Genomic DNA, 12,981 nt, shown 5'->3' with positions numbered 1-12,981 from the left:
ATCTTTAGCGTAAATTTCACAAACCTACGTACGCTTTTTAACTGTTCGGAGTTGTTTAGCGTACATCTGTACGCTAAAGTAGCGTCAATTTGCAAGTTAAGAAGAAGATTTATGGAACCGAAGAACAGCTATACAAAAGAAGAACTTATTTTATGTGGTCGTGGTGAAATGTTTGGTGAAGGCAACTGTCGTCTTCCAAGTGACAACATGTTAATGATGGATCGCATCGTACAAATTAACGATGATGGCGGTGAACATGGCAAAGGCCAAATCATTGCTGAGCTCGATATCAATCCAGATCTTTGGTTCTTCGATTGTCATTTTAAAGGTGACCCGGTGATGCCTGGATGTTTAGGGTTAGACGCAATGTGGCAACTGGTTGGCTTTTTCCTTGGTTGGTCTGGTGGTCCTGGGCTTGGCCGTGCACTGGGGGTGGGTGAAGTTAAATTTACCGGTCAGATCCTTCCTACTGCTAAGAAAGTAACCTATCGAATTGAAATGAAGCGCGTTATCAAGCGTAAATTATTCATGGGCCTTGCTGATGGTATCGTTGAAGTAGACGGCCGTGTAATTTATGAAGCGAAAGACTTAAAAGTTGGTCTTTTCCAAGACACCAGCACATTCTAATACCAATTTGCTTAATTAAGTGAGCTATTTTGAGGCGAGAAAACCATGTCGATAACACCGCTACCGCATTCTGCTCACGACAGGTAGTGACATCCATATCGGCAAGGCAAAAATTTTGCTATTTAACCTGAGGTTTGGATAAGAAATGAGCTAACTCATTATTTTTAAAATCATATTAAATTATTTCCTTGTCTAGCCAGAGAGTTTTGGGGATAGCTAGGCGAATTTACGCACTAATAGCTGGCTATTGGAAGTGAATTCAACGCAGGTAGCGCTAAAACTGGCTGCTAGAAAGGCATTAATTATCCGAAGCTCAGGTTATTTAGTTTTTCTAAATAAAAATTTTTACCGTAGTTAGCGTCTTATTTGCGCTCTCAAATTGACTAAGTATCTAAACAAAACGTTATAAGCTTTGTGCTTGTCACGTTTTTTTAGCTAAAAAACACACAAAGCCCCATATGGGGCTTTGCTCTCCTAAAAATTCGGTATCAGGTTTTAAAGATGTTGCGATTATCCATCGCTTCTCGCCATCCGCCTAACCATTCTGATCTGTGTTCTACTTGTTGATAGGGACAATTTTCTTTCGACCGCCCGGCTAATCCAGCCTTGAATCCTTGTGAATGTGCTCTTTCTAAACGGTCTCTTTTCTGTCTCTTCATAGGTAATATCCTCACCTTTTTCTCTATCGGTATTAGAATTTTGCTAATACCGCGTAGTTCAAACTTGATTCAAGCAATCTCCAATAAAAACAGCTTACGCTGAAATTAGAAATGCTTTTTACTAAAACACTAAAACTAAGATTTTATTGAGAAAAGTTAAACACTAGCAGCGCCATAATATGATCCGGCGTGCTACGTACCGATGAGATTTGGCCAAACCCATACCTTCAATAAATCACATCTGAGGGAGTCATGCAACGATCATAAATGTAATTATTGTGGCAAGCCAACTAGAAAACATATAAATTTCAATATAATTATTTATATTGCATTTTTAATTTAACGAAGTCAGATTTTTTGTCTTATAACAAAAGAAAGGATTGTAAAAAAACATTCATAATTTAGTCATAAAAAGAGGCTGGACGAATCCAACCTCTTTTCAATAACTTGGGTTTTTCGTTAGCCCAAGGGCCAATCAAGCAACGCAGTATTAGCCTGCTTTGATCACTTCAACGCCACCCATGTATGGCTTTAATGCATCAGGAACAATAATTGAACCATCAGCCTGTTGGTAGTTCTCTAAAATCGCCACTAACGTACGACCGACTGCTAAACCAGAACCATTGAGTGTATGAAGTAGCTCGGGCTTCTTCTCACCGCTACGACGGAAACGTGCTTGCATACGGCGTGCTTGGAAGTCCCACATATTTGAGCAAGACGAAATCTCTCTGTAAGTATTTTGCGCAGGCAACCACACTTCCAAATCGTACGTTTTCGTTGCGCCAAAGCCCATATCCCCAGTACAAAGCACAACCTTTCTGTAAGGTAAGCCAAGTAGCTGCAAAATTTGCTCAGCATGACCGGTTAGTTCTTCTAACGCTGCCATTGAATCTTCAGGTTTCACAAGCTGGACTAATTCCACTTTATCAAACTGATGCTGACGGATCAGGCCACGTGTATCACGGCCATAGCTTCCAGCCTCGCTTCTAAAACACGGCGTATGTGCCGTCATTTTAATTGGTAGCTCTTTTTCATCATAAATCACGTCACGAGCGCAGTTTGTTAACGGTACTTCAGCCGTTGGAATTAAGCTGAAGCCATCTTGATCTTCAGATAGCGCTTCGGTGTGAAATAAGTCTTCAGCAAACTTAGGAAGCTGACCCGTGCCAAACAGACTGGCTTTGTTCACAAGGTATGGCACATACATTTCTGTATAACCGTTTTGCTCTGTATGGGTATTCAGCATAAGCTGAACCAGAGCACGGTGCATACGAGCGATACCGCCACGCATAACGGTAAAACGTGAGCCGCTTAATTTAACACCCGTTTCAAAGTCTAAACCTTTATCTAGTGCCTCACCCAGATCAACATGATCTTTCACTTCAAAATCGAACTGCTTTGGCTCACCCCAAGTGCTGATCTCGACATTTTCAGATTCATCTGCACCCGCCGGAACATCTTCTGCAGGTAAGTTTGGCAAAGACATGGCGTAGTCGTTAAGCTCTGCAAGCACTTTATCTTGCTCTTCTTTTGCTGCGCTCAGTTGGTCGCCCAAGTTAGCAACAGCATCTAGTAAAGGTTGAACGTCTTCCCCTTTCGCTTTAGCTTGACCAATCGCTTTGGAGGAACTGTTACGCTCACTTTGTAATTCCTGAGTCTTGGTTTGTAGCGCCTTGCGCTTTTCTTCTAATTCGGTGATCTTAGCGACATCAAGTTCAAAACCACGCTTTTTCAGGCGCGCAGCAGCTTCCTCGATGTCTTGACGAAAGTATTTAGAATCTAACATTGTTTTTTTAACCTTTTTGCATGATGAGGCAGAGACCAACCCAGGCCATAAAGATACACGCCACCACATTCAGTGTGACGTTAAACGCCATTTTCACATATTGCCCTTGTTGAAGTAACAGCAAGGAATCCATTGAGAATGTAGAAAAAGTAGTCAGCGCACCTAAAAAGCCAATACCTATCAACGTTTTAGATGGTGAAATTGCAATAACTTCTTTTTCAATTAAACCGTAAAGCACACCCATCAATAATGAACCAAGAATATTAACGATCAACGTCCCAAAAGGGAATCCCTTACCTAAGAGTTTTATCGACATATCGCTGATAAAAAACCGTAACATGGCACCAAATGCTCCTCCAAGGGCTATCGTGAGATAATTAATGAGCATTTTTATTTATACCTTTTATTGAGGCTTTGCTGATCTTGTGTTCTCAAATAGTTCAGTTTCTCTGCTATTTGTTTTTCAAGCCCTCTGTCAGATGGCTGATAGTATTGACGGTCTTGAATGGCTTCAGGGAAATAGTTTTCACCTGCAGCAAATGCGCCAGGTTCATTATGAGCATAGCGATACTCTTCCCCAAACCCCATTTCCTTCATTAATTTAGTCGGAGCGTTTCTGAGATGTTCTGGTACAGGATAATTTGGATCAGTCGCGGCGTCCTGCTTTGCTTGATTAAATGCCATATATACGGCGTTGCTTTTCGGTGCACTTGCCAGGTACAAGGTGGCTTGTGCAATCGCACGCTCACCTTCACTAGGCCCTACTCGATGGAAGATATCCCAAGCATTAAGCGCAACTTGCATTGCTCTTGGGTCAGCATTACCGATATCCTCCGTAGCAATTGCAAGCAACCTCCTTGCTACGTATAGCGGATCACCACCGCCGGCTAGGATTTTGCAGTACCAGTACAGTGCTGCATCCGGCGAACTGCCGCGTACCGACTTATGAAAAGCCGAGATCAAATCATAGTAAAGGTCGCCTTTGTTGTCGTAATTTGACAACTGACTTGGAAGTACTTGCTTAAGTACAGCTTGATTAACAACATACTGATTAGCGTCGGGGTCAAACCCTAAGTCTATCGCTTGCTCAAGCAGATTGAGCGCTTTTCTGGCATCCCCAGATGCAGCTTTGGCTATTAGCGTCAATGCGTGAGCCTCTATTTCAATAGCAAGCTTTGTAAGTTGAGTATCGCGGGCCAAGGCATCTTTTTGTACCTCAACTAACTCTGCCTCATTTAGGGGCTGCAATGTGTATACCCGTGCGCGAGATAAAATGGCGTTGTTTAGTGCAAAAGAAGGATTTTCTGTCGTCGCGCCAATAAACGTAAAAGTGCCATCCTCAATATGGGGCAAAAAACCATCCTGCTGTGACTTATTAAATCTATGTACTTCATCGACAAACAAGAGCGTGCGCTTGCCTGATTGAGCGAGACGATTTTTCGCATCAATAACTGCTTCACGCACTTCTTTTATGCCTGCGCTTACCGCTGAAAGCTTAACAAGCTCAGCATCTGCATAGTGAGCAATAATTTGTGCAAGCGTCGTTTTACCTACACCTGGCGGTCCCCAGAGAATAAGGCTATGACAGCGGCCCGATTCTATCGCCCGATACAGCACAGAGCCTGTTGATAAAATATGGCTTTGACCAACGTAATGCGCTAACGAGGTTGCCGCATTCTTGCGGCCAACGGTCTAACATCTGGGGTAAAATCGAAGCCCAAACTAGTCACTGCCTCTTTGGTCGTCAACGACCACTCCTTCAGGAATGACAAATTCAAACATACTGTCTTTAACCGGTACGTTCACTTTGCTTTGCTTAAAACTAAATGTGGAAACTTGGCCAGAGATGTCATTAACCGTTAACTTTGCTAACCCTTCATTGTTGGCATCAAAGCTCAGTGTTAATTGCTCTACCTGAGAATCCACCTTGTTTTTCGGAGTAATTAGATACTGATGACGGTCAAGTTCAACGTTATATTTTGACCATTGACCACTCTCTTGCGTGGTAAGTAACACAAAAGGCGTCGTGTCGATTAGTTTCGTGGTATCTAAAACCGTCACCTGTTCAGCAAATGTATCGTAGTAATACGTAGTCTCGCCACTAGATACAAATAACGTATCATCCGGCATTTCTTGCTGCCAACGAATTTTTAATGGTTGCGCTAAGGTAATACTCCCAGAACCCGTCTGTAATTCATTTCCTTCTTGATCATGAACCACTTGCTCAAATTGACCTTGAAAGCTAGTTAGTTGCGCTAACTTGCCTTTTAAGCTTTGCATTGCCGCTTCATCAGCCCAAACAGGCTGACTAACTAAACTTGATAACATTGCAAGCAAAGCAACTTTATTAACTGTCTTCATTAATTGGCTCCACCTTTTACCAATACTTCTCTCGCGCCGTTGTGACCCGGTGCACTCACTACTCCAGACATCTCCATTTGCTCTACTAATCGAGCTGCTCGGTTATAGCCCACACGTAACTTACGCTGAACACTAGACACTGAAACTTTGCCTGTCTCAATAACAAAACCTACTGCTTCGTCATATAAAGGATCTGATTCATCATCTCCTCCTTCAGGCGCTTCACCCGGAAGTAAAATATCCTCCGTCGCCTCCCCACATAGAATTTCCTCTACATAGTTAGGCTTTCCTCTAGCTTTCCAATCACTGACCACAGCATGAACTTCATGGTCGTCTACAAATGCACCGTGAACACGTACAGGTACACTTGTACCGGGTGGTAAATAGAGCATATCACCCATCCCCAGTAGGTTTTCCGCACCTTGCTGGTCCAATATGGTTCGTGAGTCAATTTTACTCGAGACTTGGAAAGCCATTCGTGTTGGGATGTTTGCCTTGATAAGTCCCGTAATAACATCAACTGATGGACGTTGCGTCGCAAGTACCAAGTGAATACCAGCTGCACGTGCCTTTTGTGCTATACGAGCAATCAACTCTTCAACTTTTTTACCAACAATCATCATCATGTCAGCAAATTCATCTATGACTACAACGATACTCGGTAATTTATCTAGCGCTTCAGGCTCATCTGCCATGCCATCAGTATCTTTAAATAGGGGATCAAGAATGGGGTGTCCCGCCTCTTTTGCCTCTTTAATCTTTTGGTTATAGCCTTTTAAATTCCTCACGCCGAGGGCAGACATCAGTTTATACCGACGCTCCATCTCACCAACACACCAGCGTAGTGCATTGGCCGCTTCTTTCATGTCGGTAACAACCTCACACAATAAATGTGGGATACCTTCATAGACAGAAAGTTCAAGCATTTTTGGGTCTATCATGATCATTCGCACATCTTCCGGCGGAGACTTGTATAACAAGCTTAAAATCATGACATTAACGCCAACTGACTTACCAGACCCCGTTGTACCTGCCACCAGCAAGTGCGGCATTTTTGCTAAATCAGCGACAACAGGTTGGCCAGCGATGTCTTTTCCGAGCACCATAGTCAACGGTGATGGATTCTGCTCAAATTTAGGCGCGTCGATAACCTCTGATAGGCGCACGATTTCGCGATGTTTGTTCGGTAACTCTAGGCCAACATATGTCTTACCAGGGATCACTTCAACAACGCGAACACTAACCGCTGAGAGTGAACGCGCTAGGTCCTTAGCAAGACCCGTGATTTTAGCGACTTTAATACCCGGAGCAAGATCAAGTTCAAATCGAGTAACAACGGGTCCTGGATATACGCCAACAACCTTAGCTTGGACGTTAAAGTCCAATAATTTTGTTTCTACCAAACGAGAAACCTGCTCAAGCTCTTCTTGCGAAATTGGGTTCTTCGCTTTATCTGGTCTATCCAATAAATCAAGCGACGGCAGTGGATCAGTTGGCGGCTCAGCTTCTAGTAGTGCTTCAAATTGTTCTTTTGCACTTGGCGGCGGCTGATACCCATTAGCTGCTGGTTTTTCAGTGGGCTTTGATTTGAGAGGCCTAGCTGGGGAAACCACCTTAGTTTCATGTACTGGCGCTTCGTCTAGAGCATTAAGCGCAGCAACCGTATCGAGTGGCTCATCTTCAATTGCAGAAAAGTTGATTTCTTGCTCTAGAATATCATCAAGCTCATCAAAAACAGACGGCCCATTTGACGGTGCCACTTGAGCATCATTATCTGTCGCAGCTTTTGCAACGCTGGCATCATTTGATTTTTTGAATAACTTATCCTTGAGTTTTCCAAGGCCACTTGGCGTTTCCTCGTCGTCTTCTACTACTGAGTTATCCTTGTTACCTTCACCGTCGTCACTTTCTGCTCGCTCGGTAATAGCCACAGTTTCTTCTTGGACAACACGTAACACGGGTTCTTCTGAGTCAACCTGTTCACTAGCTGTAACAGCGGGCTCAGACTGCTTCGCGTTTACAGGCTCTTGAGGGTCATCTCCTTTGGCTGAAATTTTATCACGCAGCCACCTGAATCCAGCGAGCACCTGCTCCCCTAAATAATCAACAAACTCAACCCAAGACACGCCTGTAAGCAGTGTAAGCCCCGCAAAGAAGAAACAAAGGAGTAATATAGAAGTACCTGTAAAATTAAAGGCAGGCATCATGGCCCCTGCAACTACATCCCCTACTACCCCACCTGACGAAAAGTTATAAATATCGTCAAAATTTATACTGCTGATAGCGCTTGCTGACGTAATAAAGAGTGTGGCACCAATTAAGCGTAAACCTAATGTGGTGTAATCCAGTTGCAGCAATTTGTGCGGTTTTTTAAATATAAGATAACCAAGAAATTGCAGTGCAGCAGGGATCAGAAAAGCTAACCAGCCAAAGCTGAGGAGCATAATATCTGCCAGCCATGCGCCTGCAGCACCCGTTATATTGTTAACTTTTACGTATTCACCGGATTGAGTCCAAGCAGGGTCCGCTGGGTCGAAGCTTATCAACGCACACAACATAAATATTGCCGCTGCCGTGCTTACAATCAAACCTGTCTCTAAGAGGCGTTGCACACCATTTAAGCGCATTGTAATTAAACCTTTTTTCTGTTTCTTTTCTGGGCTAATTAAGCCCAAAACGTCAGCAAATTAGTGATTTGCGTTAGTATTGCTGTATATACTTACACCTTACCAAGAAATACCTCAAGGTGCACAAGGTTTTATTACTTCTCCTTCTTCACCTTTTACCTCTTCCATTACAACAAATGTACGGCTTTCACTTATATTTGGCAGCTTGAGTAATATTTCGCCTAGTACACCTCGGTATTCTGACATATCAGTCACTCGTGTTTTGAGTAAGTAGTCGAAGCTACCCGAGACAAGGTGACATTCTATAATTTCGTCGTGCTGCTTGACGGCTTGGTTGAATCTATCAAATACATCAGGCGAATTTTTATTCACTGTGACTTCTACAAACACCAAAAGCCCTTGCCCAAGCTTAGCAGGATCGACTACCGCTTTATAACCGCGAATAAATCCTTCGCGCTCTAGTTTTTTCACCCGCTCTAAGCAAGGCGTAGCGCTTAATCCGATGCGTTTCGCTAATTCAACATTAGAAATTCTGCCATCCTTCTGAAGTTCTACTAAAATCTTTCTGTCGATTCTGTCTAGTTGTTGATACATAAGTGTAGTTTTTTATCCTGAACGATTCGTTAATTTAGAGTATATCACTACACTTTAATATTAAAACAGTGAGACACACTGGCTATAGGTAAATATAATAGTCAAAAATTTTACCCCGTTCTTATTTTGAGGCGAATATTATGATTATTGGTGTACCTAAAGAGATAAAAAACCACGAATACCGCGTTGGTATGGTTCCTGCGAGCGTTCGTGAACTAATCAATCACGGTCACGAAGTCGTTGTTGAAACAAATGCAGGTATTGGCATTGGCTTCACTGACGAAGATTATGTTCAAGTTGGAGCTAAAGTATTAGACACAGCAGCAGACGTATTTGCTACAGCAGATATGATTGTTAAAGTTAAAGAGCCTCAAGCTGTTGAACGTGCAATGCTACGTGAAGATCAAATTCTATTCACTTACCTTCACCTAGCACCAGATCTTCCACAAACTGAAGATCTAGTGAAAAGTGGCTCTATCTGTATTGCATACGAAACGGTAACTGATGCTCGCGGTGGTCTGCCACTACTAGCACCAATGTCTGAAGTAGCTGGTCGTATGTCAATTCAAGCTGGTGCTCAGGCCCTTGAGAAGTCACGCGAAGGTCGTGGTATGCTACTAGGTGGTGTACCAGGCGTTGAGCCAGCTAAAGTTGTTGTGATCGGTGGTGGTATGGTTGGTCGTAACGCTGCACAAATGGCTGTTGGTCTTGGTGCTGACGTTACTATTCTTGACCGTAACATTGACGTACTACGTTCATTAAACGCTCAGTTTGGTAGCCAAGCTAAAGTAATCTACTCTACTGCTGATGCGCTTGAGAAGCACGTACTAGAAGCAGATCTAGTGATCGGCGGTGTACTTATCCCAGGTGCTGCTGCGCCTAAATTAGTGACTGCTGAACACATCAAAGCAATGAAGCCAGGTGCCGCTATCGTTGACGTTGCAATCGACCAAGGTGGTTGTATTGCAACTTCTAAAGCAACGACACACGCAGAGCCAACTTACATTGTTGATGAAGTAGTTCACTATTGTGTTGCTAACATGCCAGGTGCGGTTCCACGCACTTCAACATTTGCACTAAATAATGCAACGCTGCCTTACATTATCAAGCTTGCTAATTTAGGCTACAAAGAAGCACTTCTTAGCGATAAACACTTTATGGACGGCTTAAACGTTCTTAAAGGTCAAATCACATGTAAAGAAGTAGCTGAAGGTTTCAACATGGAATATGTTGACCCTCGCGCAGCACTAGAAAACGCTTAATTTATAAGTTGAAAAAAGGGCTTCAATTGAAGCCCTTTTTTATTGTCTTTCCACAAGATTAATTGATATCAAAGTTGACTTCAGTATCTTGCGAGACGGTAACTTCCTTAGTTTGATATAGACTGAAGTTTGTATCGTTTGTTTCTACATCATCTAAGTGTCCAAGGCATGAATAACCGAGTTTATAGTCTCCAGCGCCAATAAATGCTAACTCATATTCACTTTCAGCATCTACATTTGCTGTTGCTACCGGTGCAGAGTCTGCTTCACTAATATCACTCGGTACTTCAACATCTGCTTGGTACAAATACACAACATGCTTGTATTCACCAACAGCTGGGACTAGGTCAGCATTATCTGCGATACATGCATTTTTAAGCGCTTCACTCACTGTACCTTCAATTTCAAAGCTAGTTAGTAGGTTTTCCAAACGAACGGCCGTTGGTTTTAAGTAAACTGTGTCGTCATTGCCACGTTTTAAGAGTGCTTTATTCAGGTCAAACTCAAGTACAATTTGGTTCTTCCCTTCATTCAATGAAAAGTCATTAAGTTGAATTTCACCAATGCCATCATTGCCTTTACGAGTTACCGCTAAGGGGGCCTGACTACCATCTAAAAAGCGCACGTTAGACACCATATCAAAATTAGCACCATTACTTCCATTGACAATATCAGCTCTTATCCACTCATAGTTCCCAGCTGCTATTTCTTGATCATTAACCACCAGATAAAAATCATCGCCAGTGTAATCTAACAAATTTATTTTCATTGGGTTACCTTGTGCATCCAAGGTATCAAATGTGACATCATCCTGCCCAGCTCCTCTGAAAGTTAAGCGTTGGATCACTAAATTAACTTCCTCTAAGTTATTGACTGCGGCGTCTGAAACCCCAACACTAACCGTCGTTTTTTGCGCCGGTTCCGTTGTATTGTTGTTGTTTTGATCAGAGCTTGAACCACCGCCACATGCAGCGAGTACCATTGCAGACGCAATAGCCGTTAAAACAGGTTTGTACATCATATTTCTCCTCTTTGAAGTACTAAAGTCTAGGCTAGCCCTCATGAATAAATAATTAATAAAACTGCAATGATAGTGAATAAAAGCTAATTCATAGCTTTAGGTTTGGCATTTTCTTATTAAATGTCATAACTTTAATGTATCAACCACATTGGAGTGCGGCCGTGAAGTTCAAACACAAAGTTGTATCCGTTTCTGCGCTAGTGCTGTTACTGGCATTACTCGTACTGTCTATTATCCAATACTTTTCTGTGCAATCGGCAATTAAAGAACAAGCAGAACAGAGTATTAATGAGATTATTCAAGGGATCAGTAATACTGTCACGGCACAAATGAATGGTGCGACTGAACTGGCCGCCTTGACAACCAATCTTGTGGCGTCAACAGACAACCTCGACGCAGCCTTCCCTATCCTTTCACAGCCCCAGTTGACTTCCTCTTTTTTATTGATTGGCTATGGAGAAGAGCGAACCGGCAAGTATGTCGCTAGTGACCCTAATTGGGACCCGGGTGCTGACTGGGATCCCAGAAAGCGCCCTTGGTATACAGACGCAAAAAATGCCAAAGAGTTAATTATCACCGCGCCCTATGCTGATGCCGTGAGTAATGAAATTGTGGTATCAATCGGCGTCCCCGTGTTTAAACAAAATAACTTTAATGGTGCTATTTTTTACGATGTCAGCTTGGCAAAGCTTGGAGAAATGATTAATTCATTTAATCTACTCGGTGCTGGGTATGCCTTTATGGTAAGCAAAGATGGCTCTACCATTTCTCACCCAGATATAAAATTCAATGGTAAGAGCTCGAGCGCATTTCTTGGCGACATCGGCATTTCTAATAAGCTCCAATATGTAGAGGTAAAAGGTGAAGACAAGTTAGTGCAATTCAAAGCGGTTGACGGGCTCGACTGGTACTTAGGAGTAATGCTTGACGAAAGTACCGTGTTTTCAGCAATTTCAAAGCTGCAAAGAGATGCCACCATTTTTACTTTTATCTCAGTGGCGCTCGCTATAGTAATACTTTCTTTTGTTATCAACTTGCTATTAAAACCTCTTGATGAAATTAATACTGCAATGGCTGCGATAGCTGACGGTAATGCAGACTTAACAGTTCGACTCAATACAGAACATGAGCCGGAGTTTGCCGCACTAGCCAAGAATTTTAACGCCTTTACCGCTAGCCTCCAGTCTCTTATAGCCAATATTCAGAGCTTAGGACATGAAGTCCATAATGATGCACAGCAAACATCCCATGTTGCTAACCAGGCTAAACTATCAATCCAAGAGCAGCTAAATAGCATTAAAGTGCTCGATGAAGCCACGACACACATGTCTACGACTGAGCATCAGGTAACACAATCTGCCCATGAAGCAGCAGAAGCCATTAAGACAACAGATCAAGTTGCAGTTCAAGGTGAGAAGATAGTTGCAGAGACAACTGAAACAATACAAGCCTTATCTGATCAAATTAGCTCCGCAATGACGGTTGTAACCGAGTTGGAAAGCTCTTCAACCGCAATTGAACAAATCCTTTCTGTTATCAATGGCATTGCTGAGCAAACCAACCTGTTGGCATTAAATGCTGCCATCGAAGCGGCCAGAGCAGGTGAATCTGGCCGCGGATTTGCAGTCGTTGCAGATGAAGTCCGCTCACTCGCTCAGCGAACACAAGAAGCAACCACCGAGATCAGAGGTATGATAAGTCAATTACAATCAGGCTCTGAAAGTGCAGTGACAGTAATGAAGCAAAGCCAACACTATGTGGATAAAACCGTAGAAAAGGCAGATCAAACTCGCAACGCCCTAGAAGACATGCGTAGTGCCATCCGCCACATCGTGGAGCTGAATTCTCGCATAGCCGACATGCTGAATGAGCAAAATGACATCGTCAACAATGTTAATAATAGTAGCTCATCAATTAGAGAGATTTCTGAGTCAGTCTACAGTGAAGCGAAAAGCGTAGATGCGACAATGCAGTCACAGGTGGAGAAAATTACCAGCCAAGAACAGCTCCTTGAGCAATTCAAAGTTTGATTATCGCTAAACGA

General features: G+C 42.9%; 10 protein-coding genes and 1 pseudogene. 3 read left to right on the top strand and 8 right to left on the bottom strand.

Annotation, left to right across the window (positions count from 1 at the left end):
* Window positions 1–111: 111 nt before the first annotated feature.
* Entirely contained in the window at window positions 112–627 is a 516-nt protein-coding gene (fabA, locus tag CEX98_RS07655) for a 3-hydroxyacyl-[acyl-carrier-protein] dehydratase FabA (RefSeq protein WP_099641501.1), read from the top strand.
* Window positions 628–1,115: 488 nt separating this feature from the next.
* On the opposite strand, the gene rmf is transcribed toward fabA, so the two are convergent.
* From rmf to lrp, 7 genes and pseudogenes are all read right to left on the bottom strand, one after another.
* Window positions 1,116–1,286, bottom strand: a complete 171-nt coding sequence (rmf, locus tag CEX98_RS07650) for a ribosome modulation factor (RefSeq protein ID WP_010372771.1) — start codon at window positions 1,284–1,286, stop codon at window positions 1,116–1,118.
* A 490-nt stretch (window positions 1,287–1,776) separates the two neighbouring features.
* Complete coding sequence (gene serS, locus CEX98_RS07645) at window positions 1,777–3,072, bottom strand: serine--tRNA ligase (RefSeq protein ID WP_099641500.1); 1,296 nt, start codon at window positions 3,070–3,072, stop codon at window positions 1,777–1,779.
* A gap of 7 nt (window positions 3,073–3,079) precedes the next feature.
* The gene (gene crcB, locus CEX98_RS07640) at window positions 3,080–3,460 is read right to left on the bottom strand and encodes a fluoride efflux transporter CrcB (protein WP_099641499.1); all 381 of its coding nucleotides are present in this window, start codon (window positions 3,458–3,460) and stop codon (window positions 3,080–3,082) included.
* Between the two features lie 2 nt (window positions 3,461–3,462).
* A pseudogene (locus CEX98_RS07635) lies at window positions 3,463–4,802 on the bottom strand (replication-associated recombination protein A).
* Window positions 4,795–5,433 carry an outer membrane lipoprotein chaperone LolA gene (gene lolA, locus CEX98_RS07630; RefSeq protein WP_099641498.1) on the bottom strand — a complete coding sequence of 213 codons (639 nt, stop codon included), beginning with the start codon at window positions 5,431–5,433 and terminating at the stop codon, window positions 4,795–4,797. Before lolA ends, CEX98_RS07635 begins: the two are co-directional and overlap by 8 nt.
* On the bottom strand, window positions 5,433–8,060 hold the full coding sequence (locus CEX98_RS07625; RefSeq protein ID WP_099641497.1) for a DNA translocase FtsK: 2,628 nt from the start codon (window positions 8,058–8,060) through the stop codon (window positions 5,433–5,435). The genes lolA and CEX98_RS07625 overlap by 1 nt, the downstream gene beginning before the upstream one ends.
* Window positions 8,061–8,174: 114 nt before the next feature.
* The gene (gene lrp / locus CEX98_RS07620) at window positions 8,175–8,654 is read right to left on the bottom strand and encodes a leucine-responsive transcriptional regulator Lrp (protein ID WP_010372754.1); all 480 of its coding nucleotides are present in this window, start codon (window positions 8,652–8,654) and stop codon (window positions 8,175–8,177) included.
* Window positions 8,655–8,794: 140 nt separating this feature from the next.
* Between lrp and ald the strand changes: the two genes are divergently transcribed.
* Window positions 8,795–9,916: an alanine dehydrogenase gene (gene ald, locus CEX98_RS07615; RefSeq protein ID WP_099641496.1), complete on the top strand. Its 1,122-nt coding sequence runs from the start codon at window positions 8,795–8,797 to the stop codon at window positions 9,914–9,916.
* A 58-nt stretch (window positions 9,917–9,974) separates the two neighbouring features.
* Here the strand turns inward: ald and CEX98_RS07610 are convergent, their stop codons facing one another.
* Window positions 9,975–10,937, bottom strand: coding sequence for a DUF4382 domain-containing protein (locus CEX98_RS07610; protein WP_242441658.1), 963 nt, complete (start codon window positions 10,935–10,937; stop codon window positions 9,975–9,977).
* 161 nt (window positions 10,938–11,098) lie between these two features.
* On the opposite strand from CEX98_RS07610, the gene CEX98_RS07605 reads away from it, so the two are divergent.
* On the top strand, window positions 11,099–12,967 hold the full coding sequence (locus tag CEX98_RS07605; protein WP_172439735.1) for a methyl-accepting chemotaxis protein: 1,869 nt from the start codon (window positions 11,099–11,101) through the stop codon (window positions 12,965–12,967).
* The last annotated feature ends 14 nt before the right edge of the window (window positions 12,968–12,981 follow it).

The sequence above is a fragment of the Pseudoalteromonas piscicida genome (assembly GCF_002744175.1).
Lineage (GTDB): Bacteria > Pseudomonadota > Gammaproteobacteria > Enterobacterales > Alteromonadaceae > Pseudoalteromonas > Pseudoalteromonas piscicida_B.
The sequence above is the reverse complement of the archived record's forward strand: the minus strand, read 5'-3'. Positions and strand labels throughout refer to the sequence as shown.

Excerpts from the sequence above, each read along its gene's own strand:
- lrp (WP_010372754.1), bottom strand. The coding sequence starts at position 8,654 with ATGTATCAACAACTAGACAGAATCGACAGAAAGATTTTAGTAGAACTT.
- ald (WP_099641496.1), top strand. The coding sequence starts at position 8,795 with ATGATTATTGGTGTACCTAAAGAGATAAAAAACCACGAATACCGCGTT.
- CEX98_RS07610 (WP_242441658.1), bottom strand. The coding sequence starts at position 10,937 with ATGATGTACAAACCTGTTTTAACGGCTATTGCGTCTGCAATGGTACTC.
- CEX98_RS07625 (WP_099641497.1), bottom strand. The coding sequence starts at position 8,060 with ATGCGCTTAAATGGTGTGCAACGCCTCTTAGAGACAGGTTTGATTGTA.
- crcB (WP_099641499.1), bottom strand. The coding sequence starts at position 3,460 with ATGCTCATTAATTATCTCACGATAGCCCTTGGAGGAGCATTTGGTGCC.
- fabA (WP_099641501.1), top strand. The coding sequence starts at position 112 with ATGGAACCGAAGAACAGCTATACAAAAGAAGAACTTATTTTATGTGGT.
- rmf (WP_010372771.1), bottom strand. The coding sequence starts at position 1,286 with ATGAAGAGACAGAAAAGAGACCGTTTAGAAAGAGCACATTCACAAGGA.
- lolA (WP_099641498.1), bottom strand. The coding sequence starts at position 5,433 with ATGAAGACAGTTAATAAAGTTGCTTTGCTTGCAATGTTATCAAGTTTA.
- serS (WP_099641500.1), bottom strand. The coding sequence starts at position 3,072 with ATGTTAGATTCTAAATACTTTCGTCAAGACATCGAGGAAGCTGCTGCG.